Below are 25,869 nucleotides of genomic sequence, written 5' to 3'. Positions count from 1 at the left end.
ACGCGTCGTTCCCGAGATCATACAACCAACGCGAATGATACGTAACGCCTTATGACAGGCTCGTTAAAAAAACCGGAGACACTCTCAGAACATCCCGGATAACTGACCGCAAAAAGTCAGACATCTCAGAGACGTTGAACCGCAATGTCGACTATCTTAGCAGTCAGCCTGTCGCCCGGACAGTCGGACTGAACTGAATGGCTGAGGCCATTTGACACAACAAATGAATAGTGATTCACTTCTTTACAGGCAGGAGATCGCATTCCGTCATGCCTTACCGTGAAACCGAGAAAATGAGACGCCGGAAGGCAGCGGCCCGGCAGCGGATTCTGGAAGCCACCCGCCATTGTGTGGCGGAGGGAGGCTTCGGGCAGGCCACGATATCCCGGGTTGCCCGAGAGGCCGACGTTGCAACGGGAACCGTCTACCGCCATTTCGAGTCCAAGGAAGCACTGTTCGCGGAAGTGTTCCGCCAGGCCACGCAACGGGAAGTGGACAAGGTGACGGAGGCACTGGCCGGTGACGAACCCGCGCCGGCCCGTCTGGAGCGGGCACTGCGCCGGTTCGCTCACCGGGCGTTACGCGGGCCCACCATCGCCTGGTCGCTGATTGCCGAACCGGTGGACCCCAAGGTGGAACGGGAGCGATTGCAGTACCGCGAGGCGTATGCGTTCCAGTTCCGGCAGGCCATCGACGATGGCATCCGGGAAACATCGCTTCCGCCGCAGAACGCGGACATCACCGCCACCTGCCTGGTTGGCGCCATTGCAGAGAGCCTGGTTGGCCCGCTGGCGCCAGCACATCGCGACCGGTATACCGGTCTGGAAAACGCACAACAAGAGACACTGATCGAGCCGATCATTCGCTTCTGCATGCAGGCGCTGACCGGCCGGGGAGGAGACAATGAACGCACCTGACCAGAACGCCCGGAACAGCATGACCGACCAGGAACGGGACCCCTGGCTGGCTGACACCCACACGGTGTTCAACCAGCCGCCGGCCCTGGAGGGCTACAACTCCTACGAGCAGGACCCCGCGCTCAGCGAGGGCGTCGCCCGCGAGGGAGCCGCCTGGGCTCACGATGACCTGACCCGTTACGGCGCCCTGACCGGCCAGCGCGAGATCATCGCTCTTGGCTTCGATGCCAACGCGAGCAAACCCGAATTCCATACCCATGACCGGTTTGGGCATCGTATCGATGAAGTGCGGTTCCACCCGGCCTATCACCAGCTGATGGGCATGGCGCTCGAAAACGGCCTGCACAGCCGGCCGTGGACCACGCCTGGCGAGGGCGCCCACGTCGCCCGCGCCGCCAAGTACTACCTGCACTCTCAGGTCGAAGCAGCCCATTGCTGCCCGGTCACAATGACCTTCGCGGCCATGCCGTCCATCCGTAAGCAGCCGGAGCTGGAGGCGATATGGGGACCGAAGGTGACCGCGGAGGCCTATGATTCGCGCAACGTACCGGACAGCCAGAAGCAGGCGGTCACCATCGGCATGGCCATGACCGAGAAACAGGGCGGCTCGGACGTGCGCGCCAACAGCACCCGCGCTTACCCGACCGGTTCCGGCGGACCGGGAGAGGCCTATGAACTGGTCGGTCACAAATGGTTCGTCTCGGCACCCATGTGCGATGCGTTCCTGGTGCTGGCCCATGCGCCCGGCGGCCTGTCGTGCTTTCTGATGCCGCGCTGGCGCCCGGACGGCACCAAGAATCCCTGGCAGATCCAGCGCCTGAAGAACAAGATGGGCAACGTTGCCAACGCCTCCAGTGAAGCCGAACTGCGCGGAGCCCTGGGCTGGATGATTGGCGAGGAAGGCCGGGGCGTGCCGACCATCATCGAAATGGTGTCCATGACCCGGTTCGACTGCATGATCGGCAGTTCTGCCGGCATGCGCCAGGCGGCCGCCCAGGCGCTCCACCACTGCCGTCACCGCAGCGCCTTTGGCGCGACGCTCCAGGACCAACCGCTGATGCAGAACGTCCTGGCGGACCTGTCCCTGGAAAGCGAAGCGGCCCTGACCATGACACTGCGCCTGGCGCGTTCCATGGACCATCAGGACGACGAACACGAGCGACTGCTGGCCCGTCTGCTGACACCGGTTGGCAAGTACTGGATCTGCAAGCGCACGGCCAACTACGCCTACGAGTCAATGGAGTGCATCGGCGGCAGCGGGGTGATGGAAGACTGCATCATGCCGAGGCTGCTGCGGGAGTCACCGGTCAACGCCATCTGGGAGGGCAGCGGCAATGTCCAGTGCCTGGACACTTTGCGGGCGCTGCAGAAGTCGCCGGATTCGCTGGATGCCTTCTTCACCGAGGCGGCGCAGGCGCGCGGTGCCGATCCGCGTTTCGACCGTTTCCTCGCCAGGCTCCAGAACGACTTTGCCGACACGTCGGACGTCCAGTTCCGGGCCCGGAACCTTGTGGACCGGCTGGCGCTGACCATGCAGGCCTCCCTGCTACTGCGTCACGCCCCGGCCGCTGTGTCCGATGCCTTCTGCGCGGGGCGCCTGGAAGGCAACGACGGGCTGAATATCGGCAACCTGCCGGCCGGTATCGACGCTCGAGCCATTATCGACCGCAGCACTCCGGTGGTGGGCTGATGTCGGACGCCCTGCGACGGCTACTGGACAACACTCCCGAAGACCCCGTCATCACGCCGCACGTCGGCGTGATGACGCTGCGTTTTGAACTCCACGGATGCCTCGACGGCCGGGACAAACAAAGGGCGTTTGCGCCACTGAAGTCGATTTGGGGACGGGAACCCGACCTGGCCGTGTCAGAAACCGGCGATCAGGACGCCCTCGACCGGGCCTGCTGGTCCATCGCCGCTTTGGGCCCCTCGAGCCAACAGATCCGCCAACGCCTCGACCAGATTGAGAAGGCCATCGCCGAACGCATTGACGCACCCATCGTGGACGTCCAATGTGACGTCCTCTGAAGGACGTTTCAGACGGTCCTGTCGGGCCGTTTTTGCCGACACGATGGTTTCCCACGGCATGTCGCTTTATAATGCCGGCTTTTGACTCCGTATTCCTATGACCGGTAAGAAGAAGACGGCGAAGGCCTCACTGGAGGCGATGTATCGGGTCTTTACCGTACCTGAGGCGCCGGACTCCACCCTCAGCCGTATCGATCAGGACATTTCCCGCAATCTGGCCGGGTTCCTGCAGGAGCATATCGTGGCCCTGGAGCGGGATCTGTCGGATGTGGAGAAAAATTTCTCCGACTCGGAAGTGCCGGACAAGCCCGTCTTCGTCTCCGAGCAGACCCAGTTCCTGCTCGACAAGCTGGTCGCCAATTCGGTCCACACCGCCTCCCCGAGCTTCATCGGACACATGACCTCAGCGCTGCCCTACTTCATGCTGCCGCTGTCGAAGATCATGATTGCCCTGAACCAGAACCTGGTGAAGACCGAGACGTCCAAGGCATTTACCCCAATGGAGCGCCAGGTCATCGGCATGATCCATCGGCTGGTGTACGGCCGGGACGACGCCTGGTACCGCACATGGATGCATGACCCGGGGCACGCGCTGGGCGCCATGTGCTCCGGGGGCACCGTCGCCAATCTGACCGCGCTGTGGGTCGCACGCAATCACGCGTTTCCCGCCGAAGGACACTTCCGGGGGCTTCACCGCGAGGGCCTGTTCCGGGCACTGCGATACTACGGCTACGAAGGCGCGGCCGTGCTGGTGTCCCGCCGCGGTCACTATTCGCTGGGCAAGGCGGCCGATGTCCTCGGCCTGGGACGCGACTTCCTGATCCCCGTGGACACGGACGGGCACAACCGCATCGAAACCGATGCACTGCGCGACAAGTGCCGGGAACTCCGGGATCAGAACATCAAGGTACTGGCCATCTGTGGGATTGCGGGAACCACCGAAACGGGCAACATCGACCCGCTTGATGAAATGGCCGACATCGCCCGTGAGTTCGGAGCCCACTTCCATGTGGATGCGGCCTGGGGCGGGCCGACCCTGTTTTCACGCCAGCACGGCCACAAACTCAAGGGCATTGAGCGGGCGGACTCAGTGACCCTGGACGCCCACAAACAGCTCTATGTACCGATGGGCGCCGGGCTCGTGGTTTTCCGCAACCCGGAACTGCCATCCGCCATCGAGCACCACGCCCAGTACATCATTCGCAAAGGTTCCCGGGATCTGGGCAGCACCACCCTGGAAGGCTCGCGCCCCGGAATGGCCATGCTGATACATTCCGGCCTGCGCATTCTGGCGAAAGAAGGCTACGAAATACTGATTGATCAGGGCATCGAGAAAGCCCAGACGTTCGCCCACATGATCGACCAGCGCCCGGACTTCGAACTGATCACCGAGCCGGAACTCAACATTCTCACCTACCGCTACTGCCCCCCCGAGGCACGCAAGGCCCTCGGCATCGCCGACAGCCATAGTGCCGAGCGGATCAACGCGTCATTGAACCGCATCACCAAATACGTGCAGAAAACACAGCGGGAACACGGCAAGGCCTTTGTCTCCCGGACCCGTCTCGAACCGGCCCGATACGATCATTTCCCGTGCGTGGTCCTGCGCGTGGTGCTGGCCAACCCACTCACCAGCCGGGAAATTCTCGACGACATTCTCAGCGAACAGCGTGCGATCGCCGATGATGAGGCAATTCAGGATGAAAGGCGGGTCCTGTCGGAACTGTCACAACGAGTCCTGGCTGCACGCTAAACGCTCGTTCGCGGGCCTGCCAGGCGCGTGCAGGAGGCTCAGAGACCAAGGCCAACAGAGGCAGACTGATGGTTTCGCATACCGTCAGTAAGCGACCCGACGGCCCCGGGGCGGACGCCTATCACCCTGTGTCGCTTTTGGTTACAATCTGCGCGGCAGAACGGCGACCCGATCGACCAGCGCAGACCTCGGCCCCGTTTGCGCGGTGACCGGACCCCGGGAGGGACGGGCACGACGTCAGTAAAGCGCGGCTTCGTCGTCCAGCACGTCCTTGAGGACCTCAATGAACATCCGGTCCGCTTCACTCCACTGTTCCGGAATCCGGACAATGGTGCTGGCGCTGATCTCGCGAGCCATCTTTTCATCGCCGTCCGGCTCATGCCGATACCGGCGCGCGATCTCCACGCACTTGACGGCAACGGTGGGATCACTGAGGACTTTCTTGATGAAATGACGGAGCTCGTCGATAACCCGAGCCTGTTGGCTTTCGACTGGTGTGGTCATAATGCAACTCCCGGCTGACCGTTTGCGATGGCATGACAGTCTCTACAAAACAATGACAGCATTATCCCGCGCGATGCCGACAGGCCACAACCCTGGCGTCATGCGCACCGATCATCGACCCAACCGGACGGGACACTGAATGAGCGAGTTCCGACAGACACGATTTGAAGCCGCCCGTGCCGACGAGGAGGTGCGGGTCGCCCGCGTGCTGACCGGACTCTCCGTCGCCGCGCTTTTCTTTCTGGCCGGCATCAGCATCAAGTCCTGGTTCTCCGATCATACCGGCCACGCACTCGCACTCGCGTTGTTCTTCCTGTTGGTGGTGCTGAACCTGCTGGTGTTCTGGCGCACCGGCAACCGCGGTCGCAACAAAACCGGCATGCTGACCATCGTCGCCGGTCTGTTCATCTATCTGGTGGCCTCTGGCGGCGAGAGCAATACCGGTCCGCTATGGCTGTACGTCTTTCCTCCGCTCGTATTCTACCTGACCAGCCTGCGCACCGGCACGATCCTGTTGCTCGCCTGCCTGTTCTTTACGGCCATCGTCTTCCGTTTTCCCGGATTGCCATTCGTCTTCGCCGAGTACGGGGGGAACTTCCAGCTTCGATTCTTCGCCACCATGCTGTTTTCGTCACTGTTCTGCTACGTCCTGGAAGCCAGCCGCCGTAATGCCCGCAACGACCTGGTTACGCTGGCAGCGTCCTATGAGCAGGCCGCCCGAACGGACGAACTGACCGGGCTGGCAAACCGGCGCGACATGCAGCACCGGATGGACAACGAGTTCTCCCGCTACCAGCGTGCCGGTCACCATTTCTCCGTGGTCCTGATGGATCTGGACCATTTCAAGCGCATTAATGACGATTTTGGCCACGACGCCGGCGACGAAGTCCTCCAGCAATTCGCCTGGCTGATGCAGTCGCTGTGTCGACAGAGCGATCTTGCCGCCCGGTGGGGCGGTGAGGAATTCCTGCTGCTGTTACCGGACACCTCGCTCCTGCAGGCGCTGACGCTGGCGGAACGCCTGCGCGACGCCGTTGAAGGGCATGAGTTCGTGCATGACGGCCAGCGCCTGCCGGTCACCATCAGCGCCGGGGTCTGCTCCATCAGTCAGTGCAACAATCTGGATGAACTGCTGCGCCAGGCGGACCAGAACCTCTACGAGGCCAAGGAGGCTGGCCGAAACCGCATTGCGCCTCGCGTACGAAGCCATTGAGGCGCCCCGGAGCAAACGCTACCATTGCGCCTTTGTTGGAGGAGCATCATGGCACAGATCAGCATCTTTACCGGCAGCGTCTATGGCGGCGCCCTGCTCACCGCCCGCGCCCTGAAAAAAGACCTGACGGAAGCCGGCCACCAGATCCGACTCTTCGAAGCTCCCGAGCTTGAGCAGCTGACGAGCCACGACGACGCGATCCTGGTGTGCACATCCACAACCGGCCAGGGCGAACTGCCCTCCAACCTGGTGCCCTTCTGGGCCGAGATACGAGACAAACTGCCTTTGCAGAACGGCCGGCCATTCGGCGTCATCGTGCTGGGCGACAGTTCCTATGGCGACACCTACTGCGGCGCCGGCGAACTGATGGAAGAAGCCCTTTACGAGATCGCCTGCCGCAAGGTCGGTGACACCCTGCGCATCGATGCGATGGAAACCGTTGAGCCGGAAGCCGAGGCCCTGCCCTGGGCCCGGGAATGGGCCAAAACACTCGACCAGACCACAACCTGACAGCAGGATGCCCCGGAAACACCGGCATCAATTGAGTCGCTCCCGGCAAAACGCCATACTGCGTCTAGTGTCCCGTCTGGTTCATTCGTTGACCGACTGCGCATCGCTCTTTCAGCAGCACTCAACCACAATAACGAGAAATGAGAACGACCCAGTGCGCCTGACTTTGCTGTTACTGCTCATGCTCGGCGTCGCCGTCATGATGCCGATCCACACGACCCAGGCGGCGCCGGAGACGGCCAGCCGCGTGGTGCCCCCCATTGAGTTCCAGACCGCCACGCAGAGCCGATCGGCACGGGACGTCATGCGCGGGGACGGCTGGCAGACCCTGCCCGGCGAAACGCCCAATTTCGGCTACGACAAAACCCCTTACTGGTTCCGCTTCCAGGCCCCGGCTGGCGATGCCCAACGCATTCTGGAGATCAGCTACCCCCATCTGGACGCCCTGAACATCTATCTGTTTCGGAACGGCGAGCTGGTCCGCGAGCTGGACACCGGCGATCGTCGCCCATTTGACTCCCGGGCCATCGCCCATCCGCACTTCCTGTTTCCGTTCGACACACGTGCTGGGCAAGACTCGACACTGCTGCTACGGGTCGAAACCCGCGGCGCACTGCAGGTGCCTGTCACGATCTGGGAGCGCACTGCGTACTTCGGTCACAGCCGCAACGCCGATCAGATCCACGCGCTCTATTACGGCATCCTCGCCACTGTGAGCTTCCTGAACCTGCTGGTGTTCCTAGCCCTGCGCGAACGGACCTATCTGTATTATTCGCTCGCCACATCCGGTTATCTGTTTCTGGTGGCATCCCTGCGCGGGGCCACCTATCCCGTATTCTGGCCGGACACGCCCTGGGCCCACAACCAGGCCATTCTGCTGGCCGTTCCGTTGGTTGTGCTCTTTGCATCCCTGTTTGCGCGGGCGTTCCTGAAGCTGGCCGAGCGCAGTCGGGTCCTCAACGGATTGGTTCTGATGGCCATTGCGGGCAGTGTCACAGCGGGACTGGGCACATTTGTACTGGACTACAACACGTCGATCCGGCTGTCCGTGGCCCTGGCGATTCCCAGCTTTCTCCTTCTGGCGGCGATCGGCCCAATCGAGTGGTTTCGAGGCAACCGTCAGGCCGGGCTGTATACCATCGCCTGGGGCGCGCTGACGGTTGGCACCGCGCTCACCGCCCTGAACAAATACGGACTGCTGGCCAGCAGCTTCGTCACCGAATACGGCATGCAGATCGGGTCGGCTTTTGAAGCCATTCTGCTGACCGTGGCGCTGGCCGCCCGGCTCTACCAGGAGCGCGAAGACCGCATACGGGCCCGCGAATCGCAGCTGGACGCCATGGCCGCCCGCCACGAGGCGGAACTGAAACTAATGGATCAGGCCCTGCACGACCCCCTGAGCGGCCTGCCCAACCGGACAGCGTTCGAGCTGGCCCTGCAGGAGTCACTTTCCGAGCGACCGAACGATCAGCTTGCCGTTGGCGTTATCCAGCTGACCAACCTGCAGGCGGTGACCAGAACCCTTGGTCACCGCAATACAGATCGGGTACTGGAGCTGGTCGCAAGGCGCTTCAACGGGGTCCTCAGGGATCTGCCAGGCATCTATCCGGTGGAGCGCCGGGAACGACAGCCGTTCTACGTCGCATCCCTGGACCCGGCAAGTTTCGGATTCATGGCGGACGCCCGCCGCCCGCTGGAAACGCCACGGATGATCATTCAGTGCCTGGACGCCATTCGTGAGCCGATCGAATACCTCGGCATGCGTCTGCCGCTCAATCCTCTGGCCGGGGTCGCCGTGTACCCGACCCACTCCGACGATACCAACACACTCGTCCGCCAGGCGTACGTCGCCCTGGAAAGTGACCAGGCCCGCGACCGGGGCCTCGCCTATTACCGGGCCGACCAGGATTCCTACAGTGCCGATCGGCTGACGATGGTGGCAGAGCTTCGTGAGGCGCTGGCGCAGAACGAGCTGGCACTCTACCTCCAACCCAAGCTCTCGCTGACCAGTCGCAGGGTCGTTGGCGCCGAGGCGCTGATCCGCTGGCCCGGCCGGGACAAACCGGTACCGGCCGACCAGATCATCAGCGTTGCGGAGAGGACCGGACTGATCAAGCCGCTGACACGGTGGGTGCTGGAAACGGCCCTGACGCTGCGAACACGCCTGGTCGAGGCCGGCCACGATCTGGCGCTGTCGGTCAACGTGTCGCCCAACAACCTGCGGGAGCCGGACTTTCCCGTGTTCGTGCAGCGGCTGATGACCGCCCATCCGGAGCACCGGAACCGGCTGATGCTGGAGGTCACCGAAACCTCCATGATGCTGGACCCGGCCAACTCACTGCGCGCCCTGCGGGCCCTTGCATCCGCAGGCATTCCAGTGGCCATCGACGATTTTGGCTCTGGCTACTCCTCGCTGTCCTACATCAAGCAATTGCCAGCCACCGAGGTCAAAGTCGACCGCTCTCTGGTCACGGATCTGCGCAGCCAGCCGGAGGATCGGGTCATCGTTCAGACCACCATCAATATGTGCCACGACCTGGGATATCAGGTGGTGGCCGAAGGGGTGGAGGATCAGGCGACGCTCGAACTGCTTTCCCGAATGGACTGCGATATGATCCAGGGCTATGTCCTGGTGCCACCGCGGCCTATCGACGCGTTCGTGGAATGGCTGGACGCGCCGGAGCGCGCCCGCCAGGCCTGATCAGTCCCGGCGGGGGCGCCGGCGGATCAGCGCTTCCTGCGCCGTGGAGGCCACGAGCGTGCCATCGTGGCTGTAGACATTGCCTCGATTGAAGCCACGTCCGCCAGAAGCGCTGGGGCTGTCCATGTCGTAGAGCAGCCAGTCGTCCATCCGAAAGGGGCGATGGAACCAGATGGCGTGATCGAGGCTGGCGACCTGCATGTCACGGTCCATGAAGGTGACCCCGTGAGGGGCAAGCGACGTCCCCAGCAACCCGAAGTCTGAAGAATAGGCCAGCAGGCAGCGATGCAGGACCGGGTCGTCCGGCAGCTCGCCCTGTGCGCGAAACCAGCTCTGTTTGGCCGGCTCCCGGGGCTCCGGCTTCAGCGGATTGACCGGATTCACCGGTCGGATCTCAATCGGGCGCTCGCGCGTGAAACTCTCCTGAAGATGCTCGGGAATGTGTTGCTTGAGCATCAGCGCATAGGTGTGCTCAGACTTGAGCCCCTCGTGGTCCGGCGCCTCGGGCGCGTCGAACTGGTGATCGTACCCGGTCTCTTCCACCTGGAAGGACACCGAACCGGTGAGAATTTCCTTGTCGTCCTGCCGGGCGATCACCCGCCGGACGGTGAAGGTACCCCCGTCCCGGACACGCTGGACCTCATAGTCGATGGGCAGCCGGGGATTGCCGGGGCGCAGGAAGTACGCGTGGAGAGAATGGGCAAGGCGGTTTTCGACCGTGCGGCTGGCCGCCATCAATGCCTGGCCCAGTACCTGGCCGCCAAACACATTGGGAAAGCCCAGGTCTTCACTATCCCCCTGAAAGTGGTCGTCGCCAATCGGGGCGAGATCCAGCAGTTCCACCAGCTTGCGTGTGACGTCGAGCATACCCTTCTCCCAGCTTTGCCCCCCTGAATCCGTTTCAGAGGGGCCTCAGACTTCAGCGATCGTTATCTTACGAATAATCGCAGGGGATGACCATGCCCGACAATCGACATCAGCCGTGGATCGGCGGCACCTCTTTGGCCAGAGCCTGCTTCTCGATGGCGTAATCACCGGTTACCGCAAAGCCCAGAAGCTGCTCATCCGGGGCGCGGAACAGCGCCTTCACGCTGTTGCCATTCTGCTCCACATGCCATTCCCCGTCCGAATCGGCTGGCGGCGGGTAGACGGCCGTCGGACAGCAGGGAGTTTTCACCATGACCGGCATCACGCCATAGGCCACCTCTGTCGGCTGCCCCGTCAGCGTTTTCGCCAGCGCCCGGGCGCAGCTCATCAGCGGCAGCACATACAGCAGCACATGCCCATCCACCTCGGCGCAGTCCCCGAGCGCGTAGATGTCCGGGTGGCTGGTCTCCAGCAGGCGATTCACGCGGATGCCACGGCCAACGTCCAGACCCGCCTCCTGCGCCATACCGGTCCGGGGCCGCAGGCCCACGGCCGAGATGACCCGGTCGGCCTCCAGCGTCTGACCGTTATCCAGGTGCAGGCGCACACCGTCGCCGGCGGCGTCCACACGCTCAACCGCCGCCCCCAGATGGAAGCTCACGCCCTCCTCGCGAAGGCCATTAATGACGGCATCACCGGCGACCGGCGGCAACAGCCCCGGCATGGCCGTTTCACAGGGCGCAACCACCTCCACCTCGTAACCGCCGTTGCGCAGGTCGTTGGCAAACTCGCAGCCGATCAACCCCGCACCCATGATGGCGATTTTCTGCGCACCATCGACCGCCTTACGGAAGGTCCGATAATCCATCAGGTCGTTGATCGAATACACATGGTCGAGGCCATCACCGGCCAGGTTCAGACGAATCACGTCCGCCCCCCAGGCGAGCACCAGCCGGCTGTAGGGCAGCCGCTCGTCCCCGATCAGCACCTCGTGGGCATCGGGGTCGATGCCTGTCACGTGCGTCAGGGTCCGCAGCTCGATACCCAGCTGCTCTGTCATGGCCGCCGCGTCGGACTGGGCCAGTTCGTCCGCGGTCTTGTCCTTGGTGAAGCCGGTCGAGAGCATCGGCTTGGAATAGCTGTGCCCATCGTCGGCGGTGATCATCAGCACCGGTGTGTCCTTGTCGTGCTTGCGGATTTCCCGCGCCAGGGTGTAACCGGACAGTCCGGTTCCAATAATCACAATCGGCGCTTCACGGCTGCTCATGCACAGACCTCCGAATTCATTCAACGTCGGCGACGAACCGGCCTCAGCCGATCTCGATCATCTCAAAATCTTCCTTGCCCACACCGCAGTCCGGGCAGACGAAATCGTCGGGGACATCCTCCCAGGCCGTACCAGGCTCGATGCCATCCTCGGGCCACCCTTCGGCTTCATCGTAGATCCAGCCGCATACAACGCATTGCCACTTTTTCATCGGTAACCTCCGCAAGAAACAATCAGCAAGGGATGGTAATTGTTCAACAATCCAACATGCAAACCAGATTCCATCCACTTTTCGCCAGCCGGCCATGATACGCGTTGTCCGCATTGCCACCAATGCAGGTCAGGACAGGTTGTTACCCGAATGTCCCTGCTATGGGGTATAATGCCGCGTTTTCAGGAATGCCCCGGCGCGTTCCGGGAACCGGACCGGATGGTATGATGCAAAGCCCACACGAACACACGCGTGAGGACCTGCAAAAGGTCTTCGACGAAGCCGACTGCCTTTGCGACGAGGCCCAAGTTCAGGAAGCCATCGACCGGATGGCAGCCGCCCTGCGCACCGACCTCGCCGACCAGAACCCGCTGCTGTTCTGCGTCATGAACGGCGGCCTGATCCTGACCGGCCAACTGCTGCCCCGACTCCCGTTTCCGCTCCAGGCCGAGTACCTGCATGCCACCCGGTACCGTCAGGAGACCACGGGAGGCATTCTCGAGTGGAAACTGCGCCCGGACGTCGATATGCAGAACCGCACCGTGGTGATCGTGGATGACATTCTCGATGAGGGCACGACGCTCAATGCCATCGCGGATTACTGCCGCGCCCACGGCGCCGTGGATGTGCGCACCGCCGTGCTGATCGACAAGCAGCACGACCGCAAAGCCCGCCCGGGCCTGAAAGCGGATTACACCGGCCTGGAAGTCGAGGACCGGTTCCTGTTCGGTTATGGCATGGATTACAAGGGCTATTGGCGCAACGCCCCGGGCATCTATGCGGTCAAGGGACTCTGATCCGGACGTGCCTGTTCCCGTTTCCGACCGCGTAACCGCCCGTCCGGGCCTTCGCTGGTACCCCTCGGTGGCAGCCGCCCGGCTCGCCGGGCCACCACTACCCCGTGAGGCGACGTTCTGGCTGACGCTGGAAGGCTCACTCACCCGCGCCCTGCGCCAACGGTGCCGCGAGCGGTTCGCCGTTCATATCATCACGGAAGGCTTTCAGACACCCGCACGGGACGAACGCCGACGGCTGGATCTGCCCGAACGGCAGGTCGCCTGGGTCCGCGAAGTCCAGCTCTGCGGCGACGGCCGCCCCTGGGTTCTCGCCCGGACCGTCTTCCCCCTGTCAACGCTGAACGGCCCGGAGCGACGGCTCCGGCACCTGGGACGCCAACCCCTGGGGGCGTTTCTGTTCCGTGACGGACGTTGGCAGCGCGACCCGTTTGAAGCCGGCGTTATTCAGGGCACTCCCCGGCACGACCCCCGCCTGGCCCGACGCTCCTGCTTTCGGGCTGGCGAGGAGCGGATTCTCGTCAGTGAGTTCTTTTATGGCCGACTGCTCGATCACCATCACGAGCGGTTCAATCCGTAAGGTGCCGGCGGCTATAATCAGTCGTCAACGAAAGGATCAGGAGTCGATTACCCATGGCACACACCGGTCGTCTGCCAACGCCGCTATCGACCCGTCTGCTGGACTACGCCCGACTGCTTCGTATTGACCGCCCCATCGGCAGTCTGCTGTTGCTCTGGCCCACCTGGTGGGCGCTGTGGCTTGCCGCGAGCGGCGTTCCCTCGGTGACCAACCTGATCGTATTCACCCTCGGCGTGTTCTTCATGCGCGCCGCCGGCTGCGCCATCAATGACTTTGCCGACCGAAAGGTGGACGGGCACGTCAAGCGCACCACCCAACGACCGCTCGCGACGGGCCGGATTCACCCCGCCGAGGCCGTCGCCCTGTTTCTCGGGCTGGCACTCGTGTCGTTCCTGATGGTGGTGCTTTTCACCAACACGCTCACGCTCTACCTGTCGTTCGGCGGGCTGGTCCTGGCTTTCATCTATCCATTCATGAAGCGCTACACTCACCTGCCCCAGCTGTTTCTGGGCGCCGCATTCTCGTGGGCCATTCCCATGGCCTGGGCCGCCGAGGCGAACGACCTGACCCGGCTGACGTGGCTGCTGTTTATCGTCAATGTCCTCTGGACCGTGGCCTACGACACCCTCTATGCCATGGTCGACCGGGACGACGACCTGAAGATCGGGGTCAAGTCCACCGCCATCCTGTTCGGCGAGGCGGACCGACTGATCGTGGGGTTGTTGCAGGTCACGGTCGTCCTGGTCCTGCTGCTGGTTATGCACCACGCGGGTCTGGGGGCCTGGTTCCTGCTGGGAGTGCTTGGCATGGCGGGGTGCTTCGCGTACCAGCAATGGCTGATCCGGGACCGCGAACGCATGCCCTGCTTCAGCGCCTTTCTCAACAATCAATGGGCCGGAGCGTCGGTGCTGGCAGGCCTGGTGGTGGATCTGGCACTTTGATTCAGGGGGCACGGTGTCCTTCCTGACCGTGTCATATTACTGTCATGTCCCTGGCGTGTAATGTTGACAGCAACGGGGATATGACAAAGGAAAAGAGCCATGCCCGGAAAAACCGTACTGATTGTCGATGACGAACCGGCCATCCGGGAAATGATCGCGGTGGCGTTGGAGATGGCGGACTACGACTACCTGGAGGCCCGGGATGCCCGTGAGGCTCACGCCATGGTGGTGGACCGCCAGCCGGACCTGATCCTGCTGGACTGGATGCTGCCGGGTACCAGCGGTATTGAGCTGGCCCGCCGTCTCAAGAAGGACGAGACGACCGCCGAGATCCCGATCATCATGCTGACGGCCAAGGTGGAAGAGGACAACAAGATCCAGGGTCTGGATTCGGGCGCGGATGATTACATCACCAAGCCGTTCTCGCCCCGTGAGCTGGTCGCACGCCTCAAGGCCGTTCTGCGACGGACCACGCCACCCGGTGTCGAAACACCGGTGGAAGTGGACGGGCTGTATCTTGACCCCGGCAGCCACCGGGTCAGCACGCCGGAGGGCCCCGTGGACATGGGCCCAACGGAGTACCGCCTGCTCCAGTTCTTTATGACGCACCAGGAACGGGTCTACACCCGGGCACAGCTTCTGGATCAGGTCTGGGGCGGCAACGTCTATGTCGAGGAGCGCACGGTGGATGTCCATATCCGCCGATTGCGCAAGGCACTGGGACAGCGCTACGATCACCTCATTCAGACCGTTCGGGGCGCGGGTTACCGATTCTCAACCCAGGCCGCCTGACACGGATCACGAGGGAACCTCTGAAACAGTCCCTGATGCGGTGACAGTCGAGGCGTACGGAGCGCAGAAAGCGGGGCGTACCGGATTCGTCGCGGAGTGTTTGCACTCGCCCACCGCACAACGAAGACATTCGCCGTAGCAGGGACGTTTCAGACCTCCCCCGGGCGAACCATTGGAAGGAGCCATGCACTACAGCTGGTCTCGTTATCTGCGGCTGATTCTCCTTTTTCTCCTTGCCTGTTTGCTGTTCGGGGCCTGGATGGGGTACCCGCTCGTCGGGCTGTTACTGGGATTGGCGGCATACTTCAGCTGGACGCTGGTGCAGATCCGGCGCCTTCACACCTGGCTTTCCAATCCCGACCACTATGTTGAGGCGCCGGGCAGCGTGGGACTGTGGGGCGACCTGTTCGATGGCCTGCACCGACTCCACCAGAAACACCTGCGTCTGCGCGATCGCCTCCAGACCCAGCTGAACCGGGTTCAGGAATCCACCAACGCCATGCGCGAAGCGGTCGTGATGACCGATTCCAACGGCACCATGGAATGGTGGAATGGCGCAGCGGAGTATCTGCTTGGTTTCCGCCGCGATACCGATCTGGGCCAACCGGTGCACAACCTTCTTCGCCATCCGGAGTTCAAGACCTACTTCGACAACCGGAACTACCGCGAGCCCCTGTCGATCCGTTCCCCGGCGAAACCGCACATCCATCTGCAGATCCAGATCAGCCTCTTCGGTGACGACGACCGCCTGATCGTGGCCCGGGACGTCACCCGTCTTACGCAACTCGAACAGATGCGACGGGACTTCGTCAGTAACGTATCCCATGAAATGCGCACCCCGCTGACGGTCCTGAATGGCTATCTGGAAACGCTCCTCGACAGTGTCGATGATGTCGCCCCCAAATGGCGCCGACCACTGGAGACAATGAACCGTCAGGCCGGTCGTATGGAGGCGCTGATCAAAGACCTGATGCTGCTCTCCCGACTGGAAACCGACGAGCACCAGATGGACGACGAAATCACCGACGTCCGCAAGCTGCTTGAGCAGATCTGTCAGGACGCGCGCGCGCTGAGCGGCGACCGCGCACACCAGATCGAGCTGTCCATCGACGACCGTCACTTCCTCTACGGCGATGAAGGGCAGCTCCGCAGTGCCTTCTCCAACATCGTATTCAATGCGGTGAAATACACCCCGGACAGCGGCCTCATCACCGTTCACTGGGTGACCGACCGGGACGGCGCGCACCTGTCCGTCACCGACAGCGGTATCGGCATTGATCCCATCCACATTCCCCGTCTGACGGAACGGTTCTACCGGGCCGATCCCAGCCGTCATCAGGACACGGGCGGTACCGGTCTCGGTCTGGCCATCGTCAAACACGTGCTGCTCAATCACGATGGTCAACTGGAAATCACCAGCCATCCCGGCGAAGGGAGCACCTTTATCTGCCACTTTCCGCGCCGGCGGATTACCGAATCGCCGGAAGCCGCATAGCAAGACGGGAATGTGACGACGTCGCCCCCTGTTTTCCGGGCGATAAAACCGGCTAATATGCCGGAAGACTGCCACGCGGCGGCGCCGGCCATCCACTGGCCGGCATCCAGACCAACAGAGGACCTGACTGTGACCCAAGGAGTCTGCGCGATAGAAAGTCGCACCGCTGCGACCGCCCCACCGCGGTCCCTTTTGAGCGCTCATTGTCCTTACAAAGAACCACTATGCGCCTCAAGCGACCGTCAAAATGGCCTCGCAGTGGGACGATCTCGCCTGGCACGATGGCTACCGCGCAGACTCCTGGGGCTTCGCTATTCCCTGACTGCCATGTTCTGCGCACTGGCACTTCCCGCCACTGCGGATGTTCAGGAACGCGCCTTTGACCAATGCCTCTCCGACCTGAAAGCGCAGGCCGGCGAACAGGGCATCAGCGCCGACACACGACACACCGTATTTGGCGACATCCGGCAGCTGGATCGGGTCATCGAGCTGGACCGGCGTCAGCCGGAGTTCACCACCCCGTTCTCCGAGTATTTTGGACGGCGGGTCACCGACAGCAAGGTCGAGAAAGGGCGTGAGCTGCTGGCCGAACACCGGGGCCTGTTACAGCGGGTTGAGCGGGAAACCGGCGTGCCCGCACCCTACCTGGTCGCCTTCTGGGGCATGGAAACCCACTTCGGCAGCTACTTCGGGAAAATGCCGGTGCCGAGCGCGCTGGCCACGCTCGCCTGTGATCGCCGGCGCGCCAACTATTTCACCGGTGAATTGATGGCGGCACTCAAGATCATTGACGAGGGGGCGATTGCGCCGTCTGAGATGGAAGGCTCATGGGCGGGCGCCATGGGGCACGTCCAGTTCATGCCGAGCGTCTTCCTCAAGCACGCGGTGGACGCCGATGGCGACGGTCGCCGGGATCTGTGGCACAGCCTGCCGGATGCGATGATGTCGGCCGGACACTTTCTCGCCGCCATGGGCTGGGATGGCGACTATCGCTGGGGCCGCGAAGTGCGTCTCCCGGACGATTTCGACTACAGCGTCGCCGGGCTCGACAAACCGCGACCGTTGTCGTTCTGGCGAAACCAGGGGGTGCGCACGGCTTTCGACACACCGCTGCCCCGTGCAGAGATCAAGGCCTCCCTGCTGGTACCCTCCGGCCATCGAGGCCCAGCTTTTCTTGTCTATGACAACTTCCACGTCATCATGGGGTGGAACCAGTCCGAGTACTACGCACTGTCCGTCGGTCACCTGGCCGATCGCATTGCCGGCGCCGGTCGGTTGCAGCAAACGCCGCCCGACGACAGCCCCAGGCTGAGCCGGGATCAGGTCGTGACGTTGCAGACCCGCCTGAACGAACGCGGATACGATGCCGGTGAACCGGACGGGATTCCCGGTCCGGCCACCCGCGGTGCTGTCCGGGCCTGGCAAAAAGATCACGGACACATTGCCGACGGACACCTGTCGCCGACCGTACTGGACGCCTTCAATATCGCCTTGAACAGGGCCGAGGACGACGCCTGAATGGAAACGAAACCGGAGATCCTGGACACCCAACTGGTCACCCGCAGCCGCCTGTTCGGGATTGAGCGGGTCCATCTGCGCTTCGCAAACGGCGAAGAGCGGGAGTTCGAGCGATTACGCACGCCGCCGATTGCCGGCGTCATGTGTGTGCCGATGCTGGATGACGACCGGGTCGTGCTGATCCGGGAGTACGGTGCGGGGGTCGAGGAATACCAGATCACCCTGCCCAAGGGCGCCTACGAGCATGGCGAAGACTGGCGCGAAGCGGCCAACCGGGAGCTGATGGAGGAAGCCGGCTACGGCGCCCGGGAACTGACCTTCCTGAAACAGATGACGCTCTCGCCAGGCTACATGGGCCATCACATCAAGGTCGTGCTCGCCCGGGACCTTTACGAAGAAAGCCGTCCCGGCGACGAACCGGAACCGCTGGAGGTACTGACCTGGCGCCTGTCCGAACTGGACTCACTGGTCCAGCGCCAGGACATGACCGAGGCGCGGGTGATCGCCGCCCTCTACATGGCGCGGGATGCGCTTCACAAAGAGCGTGGTGCCTGACCGGCGTCACCGGAAATCGAGAGGGCGCTGCAAACCCAGTGTAGCCGTGCATTGAGAGGGGGTTGCAATAGGCCATCGTTGAACATGTAGCCGATGTCTCCGACTTCGGAGTCGCCCGCCCAGGGCGACCAGTCTTTGCTCGCAACCACGGTGCATGGGACCGGCCCTTTTCAGGCACTATCAACCGGATGCTCCGCCAGGCGTGCCCGGACATCGTCCGGAATGGGGATGGACTGCTCACTGTCGTAGTCAAAGTGGATCAGCACCCCGCGCCCCCGGGCCACCTCGCGTCCGTTCTGCCAGGCCTCCTGGATCACCTCGCAGGACGACGTTCCGACCCGGCCGATGCCTGAGCGGATCGTGACCGGGCTGCCCCAGTACGTCTGCGCTTTCAGGTCCAACTCCACACGCGCCAGGATCAGCGGCCAGCTTTCCACATCGAGAGAAGGATGGAACAGGCGGAAGATGGGCATCCGGGCCTGTTCGAACCAGACGGGAAAGGCGGTATTGCTGATGTGGCCCAACGCATCGGTGTCGTTAAAGCGCGGCTCGATCTCGTACTCAAACATGGCAGGCTCCCATTTGCATGCTAAACAAAACCCCCAGTCTACCGGAAATCGACGGGCTCCCGGCACCCTCCGGTCAGTAACGGAATCCGGCGAGCTGGGTGTTCAGCGCCCGCGTCTGTTCGCCGACCTCGGCACTGGTCTCTGAGGCCTGATCCACCTGTTCACTGGATTGCTGGGACAGATCTGACAGCCGATGCAGATTCTGACTGATCTCATGACTGACCTGGGATTGCTCTTCCACCGCCGTCGCAATCTGCGTGGACATGTCATTGATCTGACGGATGGCGTCGAAGACAACGGATAGACTGTTCTGGGCCTCACCGACGCTCGCGACGCTGTCCTCGCTCAGGCTTCTGGCCTGCTGTGCGACTGAAACCCCGTCACTGGCGCTGGCCTTGAGCCGCTCAATCTTCTCGCCGATTTCCTGGGTGCTCTCCTGAGTGCGGGCCGCCAGCGTGCGAACCTCATCGGCAACCACCGCAAAACCACGCCCGTGTTCTCCGGCCCGCGCGGCCTCAATGGCGGCATTCAGTGCCAGCAGGTTGGTCTGATCGGCGACGCCACTGATCACGGTCATGATCTCTCCAATGCTGTCCACTTCCTCCTGCAGACCGGCCATGGCACGGGATGTGCTCTCGATCTGCGCCGCCAGCGACTGGATCTTGTGAACCGTACCGTCCATCGCATCGCGACTGTTTTCCGCATTCTGCTGGGCATCCGACGCCGCCCCGGATGTGGACAGGGCGTTCTGGGCGACTTCCTGACTGGCCGTCGAACTTTCGGTCACGGCGGCGGTGATGGACTCCACCTCCTGCTCCTGGTCGGAAACCAGGGATCGGCTTCTTTCAAAGGCCGACTCCAGACTGCTCACGGCCGCTCCCGCCCGCTCGGCCACCGAGCCGACGGCCTGCATGGACGTCTGCAGCTTCGCCATGAATTCGTTGAAGTAGCTGACCAGCTCGCCAATTTCGTTGTTCTGGTCCACCGACAGACGCCGGGTCAGATCCCCCTCCCCCTGAGCCATATCGGCCATGGCCTCCCGGAGCGTGACAATTGGTCGCTTTACCAGCAGCAGCAACAACACGTACAGGATCATCGCCAATGCCAGGCCGAGAACAAGCGTTCGCGCAATCGCCAGATTGGTGACGCTGCTCAGACGCTCGGACAGGTAGGCATCGTTCTTGTCGATGAACACCGTGCCGATGGTCTCGTCGGCTTCATCATGATTGAGTGGGATGTCCGTCATACCGGTTGTTTCGGGCATCTCCTCAACAGGACGGATCTCATCGCCGTCCTGACGCATCGCATAGGTCAGGTCGCCCTCTTCAAGAATATAGGCGGCCTCGATAACCCGGCTGTTCACAACCGAACGCAGGATTTTCCGGACCGTCTCGGACTGGAAGTTCCAGAGCGCGTCCGGCAGGGACAACGACAGGAAGCCCGCCTGGTCGGACACCTGACTGTCGACTGACGCACGCCACTGGCTGGAACTCAGCCGGTAGTCCACGAATCCACTGATGACCAGCAGGACGGTGATCAGCGAGACCGCCAGCAGATTGAAACGCAGGGACAGCGACCCTGTCCTGGATGATGTCATACACTCACCGACACTCGGCCCAATCTCTATGGGGCGGCCATGATCTGCCGCCCCACACGACTTACATATTGCGGGACATGATCGCCTTGACGTCGATCTTCTTCAGCCCCTTGTTGAAGATGTCCTGCCAGCGGCGCCCATCGGCGTTGTTGCGGAACGCCACGTACAGCTTCTTGGTCACCAGCAGCTTGTCGTTCATCTGCACCTTGTCCCGAACGCTGGAAACGCGCTCGTCATTTTCCAGCAGGTACGTGAGAACGTTGCTGTCGATGACCGCCAAATCGATTCGACCGGCCGCCACCTTCAGGACGTTCTGCCGGTCGGACGCGACCGCCGAGGCATTGATCTGGCCGTCGTCGATCATCTGGTCGAGCTTGGCGGTATTCACGTAGTCCTGAACCACGCCCAGGCGCGCATCGGTGAGGTCAGACAGTGTTTCCCAGGCCACTGGCTGGTCGCTCGGCTCCACAAAGCCCATCGGACCGGTTCCCATCACATTCGAGAACACAAACTCATCGCTCTCGTAGTGATACTCGGGGAAGTAGCCGACGTACTGATCGTCGCGCTTCGCCAGCGCCACCGCCCGGGACCAGGGATAGAAATCCACCGTCAGCTCATGGCCCATCGCCTCGAATGCCGCCTTGGCAACCGCGATGGACGCACCCTGGTTCGGTAGATCAGCGCCGGAATACGGGGGCCATTCCAGCGACGTGAGACGAACGGTCTCCGCCTGGACACCGGCGGACGCGAACAGCGAGCCGATAACAATGGCCGCGGTCAAAAGTACATGTCGCATAGGGATACCTCTGGGTCACAAAAAACGGCACAGCCCGCGTGAGAACGGGCCGTGCGCGAAAGTCGCGGCAAGCATAATCACGATACCCCTCCAATGCAGCCTTGCGTAACAACCGCTTACAAAGCGTCTCCGTGCGGTAACGTTCCCGGACAGGCTGAGTCAGGGGCCTGACTCCGCTATCCTGTCATGACCTGACCGACACAACCGGAGATCGCCTTGACTGCCTCACACTCAATTTCACCGGATGCGCTCCGAAACACGTTCGTCGAAACCGCCCGTGCCATGAACCGCAAGGGCCTGAATCAGGGCCGGTCGGGCAATGTCAGTGTGCGTTACGGCGACGGCATGCTGATCACCGCCTCAGGCTGCCATTTCGATGAGATCACCCCGGAGCATGTGGTGGCGACGGATCTGGACGGTCACTATCAGGGACCGCTCAAGCCCTCCAGCGAACGTTCATTCCATGCCGCGATCTACCGCCAGCGCCCGGATGCCCAGGCGGTGGTGCATGTCCACTCCCCCTGGGCCACCACGCTGGCATCGCTGCGCCGGGCTATCCCCGCCTTTCACTACATGGTGGCCGTGGCCGGCGGCAAAGACATCCCCTGCACGCCTTATGCAACCTTCGGCACCGATGAACTGGCCGATCATATCGCCAACGCCGTCCGGGACCGCGACGCCTGCCTGATGGCCAACCATGGCCAGATCGCTCTGGCGGGCTCACTGGATGCGGCACTGGATCTCGCCATGGAGGTGGAAAACCTCGCCCGCTGCTACGCCCAGGCGCTGACGGTAGGCGAGCCGGTATTGCTGTCCGACGACGAGATGGACGCCGTGCTCGACAAATTCGGGAGCTACCGGGAAAACGCCCAGGCCAGTGACGAACAGTAGTGTCGACCCTGTCAACGCAGGCATAATGCCTGCTGATCTGCAGCCAACAGTCGACACACTATGGATTCCATCACACAGGCCGCTTTGGGCGGTGCCATTGGCGGCGCGGTGCTCGGTCGTTCGTTTGGGCGCAAAGCCGTTCTGGTCGGGGCCATGCTGGGCACCGTCCCGGACCTCGATGTTGTGGTGGACTATGGCGACCCCGTCGCCGACATGACCCGCCACCGGGGGTTCAGCCACTCGCTGTTCATCCTGCTGCCTTTCAGTCTCGTTCTGGCCGCCCTGCTCTGGCGATGGCGACCCGCCATACCCTTCCGGCGATGGTGGGCCTGCACGGGGCTGGTGCTGCTCACCCATCCATTGCTGGACTCGTTCACCACCTATGGCACCCAGATTTTCTGGCCCTGGGGCGAGCCGGTCTCGATCGCCAGTCTGTTCATTATCGATCCGGCCTATACCGTGCCGTTACTGATTGGCATCGGACTGTTCCTCTGGCGACCGGATCGCCTCAGGCCCGTGGTGGCGTCGCTGGTTCTGTCCACGGCCTACATTGCGTGGAGTGTCGCGGCCCAGCAGGTGATTACCCTCCGAACGCTGCAGGTCCTGGCAGACAATGGCCTGACGGACGCCCCACGCCTGATTCAGCCCATGCCGCTCAGCACGCTGCTCTGGCGGGTCACGGTGGTGGGCGAGGACCGACGTCTGGAGATGGTGACCGGGCTGCTGGACTCCGAAGGGCCACCGCAGATTGCCACCTACCTGCGGGACCCGGCGCTGGCCTCCTCAGCGCTGGCAACGGCGGATGGCGAGCGCCTGCACTGGTTCACCGACGGCGTGATTGACTGGTCCGTCGATGGCGACCAGCTGGTCGCCACGGATATCCGACTGGGTGTGCCGGGCCATCACCCCTTCGCGTTTACGATTGCGCGCCGATCCGATGACGGCCACTGGCGTGCTGTGCGGCCCATCCGACGGCCGGAACCCGCCCTGCGCCCGGATCAGCTGACCAGCCTGGTTCGCCGCATCGGTGGCGATACCGGCGCCCTGTGCCTTGCCGGGCAACCAGCCGCCGTCCGCAACGTGGAGCCCTGTTGACCATGCGACTGGATCAGTTCCTGACCCGCAGCGCCGGGCTGTCCCGCAAACAGGCCAAGATCGCCATTCGTGGCGGGCGCGTGACCATGGCCGGCCAGCGGTGGAAGAAGACCGCCACCCACGTGGATGCCAACGCCCGGATCACACTGGATGGCGAACCTCAGGCCCTGCCAGGCCACCGGTACCTGATGATCCACAAACCGGAGGGCGTAGTGAGCGCGACCACGGATTCGGAGCACCCCACGGTGCTGGATCTGCTACCTGCGGCGGACTGTGCCGACCTGCGCATTGTCGGCCGGCTGGATCGCAACACGACAGGTCTGCTGCTGCTCTCAACCGATGGTCAGTGGTCCCATCGGGTCATGTCGCCACGATTCCATTGTCCGAAGACCTACCACGTGACGGTGGCCGACCCGCTCGATAACGCGGCACTGCAGACACTCCGGGACGGGGTTCTGTTGCATGGGGAAAAGGCCCCCAGCGTGCCCGCTTCCGTGGAGCCCGTGGCCGAGAGCCAGCTGCGTCTGACGATCACCGAAGGGCGCTATCATCAGGTGAAACGGATGCTGGCGGCGGTGGGTCACCGGGTGGTGGCGCTGCACCGGGAGCGGATCGGCGATCTGGCCCTGGATCCGGGAATGGCGCCGGGAGATCACCGGGCGTTGTCGGATGAGGAGGTTCACAGACTGGCGGAACCGGGCAACGGGTAACACCCGATCAGAACCGGGCCGGGGACGGGCTTTGAAAGACCCTCTGCGGCCCGGACGGCCGCAGTGGAGCCTACAGGTGGCGCGTCTCTTCAAAGCCCGTCCCCGGCCCGGTTCGTCTGGCCAGCCTCCAATGCCTCAATCCCGTCAATGGCCTTCAGACGATCCTTCAAACCGCCCCGCCGCCCGGTTCTTACGAACCGCGTCCGGCGAGAACACGCGACCGTGCATGGCGATGTAGACACCGGGCGGGAGAGTCTGAAGAACGCCAAGCGCGAAGCCGACATTGAACGCCGCATCGGACTCCCGCATGCGCGAGGGCTGCATCGCGCCGGTGAGCACAATGGTCCGGTCCGGCAACGGAGCCAGCGCCCGCGCCGTATCGGTCATGGTATCGGTGCCATGTGTCACCAGTACGCGGGACTCCGATGCGCCCGCAACACGCTCACGCAGAAGAGCACGGTCGTCGTCCGTCATCTCCAGACTGTCCTTGCTCAACACCGACTCAAGACGATAGGGGCACTGCAGCCCGACCTGCTCTGCCAGACGCGGGAACTCGCTCTCGCCGGTGGTGAAGGCACTCAGGGCGTCGGAATAGATTTTGTCAATCGTGCCGCCGATCGTCAGGACCAGCAGAGGGGTTTGATCCATCATGACTCCGGCGCCGCGTCGCTCCGACTGACTTGCTGGTATTCCCGGTTACGCTGCTTCTCATAGCGTCGCGCTGCATCGGCAATGGCCCCGCCCTGCCCGATCTTGAGCCAGCGACGCACCCGTCCGGCATCGCCAATCGGCGTGCGGGTGCCGAAGGAGTCCAGTAGCACGGTGATGACCGGTTCTCCCTGCATCATCGACACCATCACCAGGCACCGCCCAGCCTCGGAGAGGTACCCCGTCTTGGTGAGCTTCACATCCCAGCGCCCCCGATGGACGAGCACGTTGGTATTACCGTAACGCAGGTTGTAACGGGGCTCCCGGAAACGCGCCGTGTAGTAACCGGTGGCCGTCAGCTCCCGCAGTTCCGGATGCTGCCAGATGGCCCGGACCAGCGCCACCAGATCGTCAGCCGAAGCGCGGTTCCGCGGCGACAGCCCCGTCGGCTCGACAAAATGGCTCTGATCCATCCCCAGTGCCCGGGCCTGTTCGTTCATGGCCGCGACAAAGGCCTCGAATCCGCCCGGATGATGGCGCGCCAGCGTGTAGGCCGCCAGGTTTTCCGACGACATCAACGCGAGCCGGAGCATATTCCGGCGCTGAAGCTCGGAGCCGATACGAATGCGTGAATAGGCGTTGTTGGGCGCCTCGCGGTGACGTTCGTAGACTTCCAGCCATTCGTTCATTGGCTCGCCGGACTCAAGCACCACCAACGCCGTCATCAGTTTGGTGATGGAGGCGATCGGTACGGAGCGCTCCGGATGCTTGCTGTACCATGTTGTGTCGCCCTCCAGCGGCGCCACCGCCGCGTTCACCGAGGCCAGTTCCAGACCCTCTGGATCCGGCGCCGCGTGCACATTGGCCATGGCGCACAGCAGAATCAGACATTCAATCCATCGTTGACACATCGTCTG

General features: G+C 62.9%; 26 protein-coding genes. 17 read left to right on the top strand and 9 right to left on the bottom strand.

Annotated elements, in window-relative coordinates; translation table 11 throughout:
* Positions 1-269: 269 nt before the first annotated feature.
* From C8D92_RS08860 to panP, 4 genes are all read left to right on the top strand, one after another.
* On the top strand, positions 270-917 hold the full coding sequence (locus C8D92_RS08860; RefSeq protein WP_095611294.1) for a TetR/AcrR family transcriptional regulator: 648 nt from the start codon (positions 270-272) through the stop codon (positions 915-917).
* A gap of 19 nt (positions 918-936) precedes the next feature.
* The gene (locus tag C8D92_RS08855) at positions 937-2,607 is read left to right on the top strand and encodes an isovaleryl-CoA dehydrogenase (RefSeq protein WP_116919239.1); all 1,671 of its coding nucleotides are present in this window, start codon (positions 937-939) and stop codon (positions 2,605-2,607) included.
* Positions 2,607-2,945, top strand: a complete 339-nt coding sequence (locus C8D92_RS08850; RefSeq protein WP_116919126.1) for a DUF503 domain-containing protein — start codon at positions 2,607-2,609, stop codon at positions 2,943-2,945. The genes C8D92_RS08855 and C8D92_RS08850 overlap by 1 nt, the downstream gene beginning before the upstream one ends.
* 97 nt (positions 2,946-3,042) lie before the next feature.
* Positions 3,043-4,698, top strand: coding sequence for a pyridoxal-dependent aspartate 1-decarboxylase PanP (gene panP, locus C8D92_RS08845; protein ID WP_095611296.1), 1,656 nt, complete (start codon positions 3,043-3,045; stop codon positions 4,696-4,698).
* Between the two features lie 237 nt (positions 4,699-4,935).
* On the opposite strand, the gene C8D92_RS08840 is transcribed toward panP, so the two are convergent.
* Positions 4,936-5,202: a hypothetical protein gene (locus C8D92_RS08840; protein WP_095611297.1), complete on the bottom strand. Its 267-nt coding sequence runs from the start codon at positions 5,200-5,202 to the stop codon at positions 4,936-4,938.
* A gap of 139 nt (positions 5,203-5,341) precedes the next feature.
* Here C8D92_RS08840 and C8D92_RS08835 point away from each other — a divergent pair, with 139 nt between their 5' ends.
* From C8D92_RS08835 to C8D92_RS08825, 3 genes are all read left to right on the top strand, one after another.
* Positions 5,342-6,415, top strand: coding sequence for a GGDEF domain-containing protein (locus C8D92_RS08835; RefSeq protein WP_116919125.1), 1,074 nt, complete (start codon positions 5,342-5,344; stop codon positions 6,413-6,415).
* Positions 6,416-6,463: 48 nt separating this feature from the next.
* On the top strand, positions 6,464-6,925 hold the full coding sequence (locus C8D92_RS08830; RefSeq protein WP_095611299.1) for a flavodoxin: 462 nt from the start codon (positions 6,464-6,466) through the stop codon (positions 6,923-6,925).
* 154 nt (positions 6,926-7,079) lie between these two features.
* Positions 7,080-9,626, top strand: a complete 2,547-nt coding sequence (locus C8D92_RS08825; protein ID WP_243402410.1) for an EAL domain-containing protein — start codon at positions 7,080-7,082, stop codon at positions 9,624-9,626.
* Here C8D92_RS08825 and C8D92_RS08820 read toward each other — a convergent pair whose 3' ends face one another.
* The 3 genes from C8D92_RS08820 to C8D92_RS08810 all read right to left on the bottom strand — a co-directional run bounded on the left by C8D92_RS08820 (position 9,627) and on the right by C8D92_RS08810 (position 11,971).
* Positions 9,627-10,493, bottom strand: coding sequence for an acyl-CoA thioesterase (locus C8D92_RS08820; RefSeq protein ID WP_116919124.1), 867 nt, complete (start codon positions 10,491-10,493; stop codon positions 9,627-9,629).
* 109 nt (positions 10,494-10,602) lie between these two features.
* On the bottom strand, positions 10,603-11,760 hold the full coding sequence (locus C8D92_RS08815; RefSeq protein ID WP_095611301.1) for an FAD-dependent oxidoreductase: 1,158 nt from the start codon (positions 11,758-11,760) through the stop codon (positions 10,603-10,605).
* Positions 11,761-11,803: 43 nt separating this feature from the next.
* The gene (locus C8D92_RS08810) at positions 11,804-11,971 is read right to left on the bottom strand and encodes a rubredoxin (RefSeq protein ID WP_095611302.1); all 168 of its coding nucleotides are present in this window, start codon (positions 11,969-11,971) and stop codon (positions 11,804-11,806) included.
* Between the two features lie 227 nt (positions 11,972-12,198).
* On the opposite strand from C8D92_RS08810, the gene C8D92_RS08805 reads away from it, so the two are divergent.
* The 7 genes from C8D92_RS08805 (at position 12,199) to nudE (ending at position 18,646) form a co-directional block, all read left to right on the top strand.
* Positions 12,199-12,768: a hypoxanthine-guanine phosphoribosyltransferase gene (locus tag C8D92_RS08805; protein WP_095611310.1), complete on the top strand. Its 570-nt coding sequence runs from the start codon at positions 12,199-12,201 to the stop codon at positions 12,766-12,768.
* Positions 12,769-12,775: 7 nt separating this feature from the next.
* Positions 12,776-13,345 carry a chorismate--pyruvate lyase family protein gene (locus C8D92_RS08800; RefSeq protein ID WP_228151184.1) on the top strand — a complete coding sequence of 190 codons (570 nt, stop codon included), beginning with the start codon at positions 12,776-12,778 and terminating at the stop codon, positions 13,343-13,345.
* Between the two features lie 53 nt (positions 13,346-13,398).
* Positions 13,399-14,286: a 4-hydroxybenzoate octaprenyltransferase gene (gene ubiA / locus C8D92_RS08795; RefSeq protein ID WP_116919123.1), complete on the top strand. Its 888-nt coding sequence runs from the start codon at positions 13,399-13,401 to the stop codon at positions 14,284-14,286.
* Between the two features lie 99 nt (positions 14,287-14,385).
* Complete coding sequence (gene phoB / locus C8D92_RS08790) at positions 14,386-15,078, top strand: phosphate regulon transcriptional regulator PhoB (RefSeq protein ID WP_095611305.1); 693 nt, start codon at positions 14,386-14,388, stop codon at positions 15,076-15,078.
* A gap of 184 nt (positions 15,079-15,262) precedes the next feature.
* Positions 15,263-16,573 carry a phosphate regulon sensor histidine kinase PhoR gene (gene phoR, locus C8D92_RS08785; protein WP_095611306.1) on the top strand — a complete coding sequence of 437 codons (1,311 nt, stop codon included), beginning with the start codon at positions 15,263-15,265 and terminating at the stop codon, positions 16,571-16,573.
* 327 nt (positions 16,574-16,900) lie between these two features.
* Positions 16,901-18,091 carry a lytic murein transglycosylase gene (locus tag C8D92_RS08780; RefSeq protein ID WP_116919122.1) on the top strand — a complete coding sequence of 397 codons (1,191 nt, stop codon included), beginning with the start codon at positions 16,901-16,903 and terminating at the stop codon, positions 18,089-18,091.
* Positions 18,092-18,646 (top strand): ADP compounds hydrolase NudE, encoded by a 555-nt coding sequence (gene nudE, locus C8D92_RS08775; protein ID WP_116919121.1) that lies wholly within the window; start codon positions 18,092-18,094, stop codon positions 18,644-18,646.
* Positions 18,647-18,816: 170 nt separating this feature from the next.
* Here nudE and C8D92_RS08770 read toward each other — a convergent pair whose 3' ends face one another.
* From C8D92_RS08770 to C8D92_RS08760, 3 genes are all read right to left on the bottom strand, one after another.
* Positions 18,817-19,215 (bottom strand): acyl-CoA thioesterase, encoded by a 399-nt coding sequence (locus tag C8D92_RS08770; RefSeq protein WP_116919120.1) that lies wholly within the window; start codon positions 19,213-19,215, stop codon positions 18,817-18,819.
* Between the two features lie 73 nt (positions 19,216-19,288).
* Complete coding sequence (locus C8D92_RS08765) at positions 19,289-20,812, bottom strand: methyl-accepting chemotaxis protein (RefSeq protein WP_116919119.1); 1,524 nt, start codon at positions 20,810-20,812, stop codon at positions 19,289-19,291.
* A gap of 61 nt (positions 20,813-20,873) precedes the next feature.
* On the bottom strand, positions 20,874-21,608 hold the full coding sequence (locus tag C8D92_RS08760) for a substrate-binding periplasmic protein (RefSeq protein ID WP_116919118.1): 735 nt from the start codon (positions 21,606-21,608) through the stop codon (positions 20,874-20,876).
* Between the two features lie 216 nt (positions 21,609-21,824).
* Between C8D92_RS08760 and C8D92_RS08755 the strand changes: the two genes are divergently transcribed.
* Genes C8D92_RS08755 through C8D92_RS08745 form a run of 3 tightly spaced genes read left to right on the top strand, consistent with a single transcriptional unit; the run spans position 21,825 to position 24,304 of the window.
* A complete protein-coding gene (locus C8D92_RS08755; RefSeq protein ID WP_243402409.1) occupies positions 21,825-22,499 on the top strand; it encodes a class II aldolase/adducin family protein in 675 nt (224 codons plus the stop codon).
* A 60-nt stretch (positions 22,500-22,559) separates the two neighbouring features.
* On the top strand, positions 22,560-23,594 hold the full coding sequence (locus C8D92_RS08750; RefSeq protein WP_116919117.1) for a metal-dependent hydrolase: 1,035 nt from the start codon (positions 22,560-22,562) through the stop codon (positions 23,592-23,594).
* Between the two features lie 2 nt (positions 23,595-23,596).
* Positions 23,597-24,304, top strand: coding sequence for a pseudouridine synthase (locus C8D92_RS08745; RefSeq protein WP_095611405.1), 708 nt, complete (start codon positions 23,597-23,599; stop codon positions 24,302-24,304).
* 144 nt (positions 24,305-24,448) lie between these two features.
* Here C8D92_RS08745 and C8D92_RS08740 read toward each other — a convergent pair whose 3' ends face one another.
* Entirely contained in the window at positions 24,449-24,955 is a 507-nt protein-coding gene (locus tag C8D92_RS08740) for an asparaginase domain-containing protein (protein WP_228151202.1), read from the bottom strand.
* Complete coding sequence (gene pbpG / locus C8D92_RS08735; protein WP_116919116.1) at positions 24,952-25,863, bottom strand: D-alanyl-D-alanine endopeptidase; 912 nt, start codon at positions 25,861-25,863, stop codon at positions 24,952-24,954. Before pbpG ends, C8D92_RS08740 begins: the two co-directional genes overlap by 4 nt.
* Positions 25,864-25,869 lie beyond the last annotated feature (6 nt).

This window comes from Tamilnaduibacter salinus (genome assembly GCF_003096655.1).
Classification (GTDB): Bacteria; Pseudomonadota; Gammaproteobacteria; order Pseudomonadales; family Oleiphilaceae; genus Tamilnaduibacter; species Tamilnaduibacter salinus.
The sequence above is the reverse complement of the archived record's forward strand: the minus strand, read 5'-3'. Positions and strand labels throughout refer to the sequence as shown.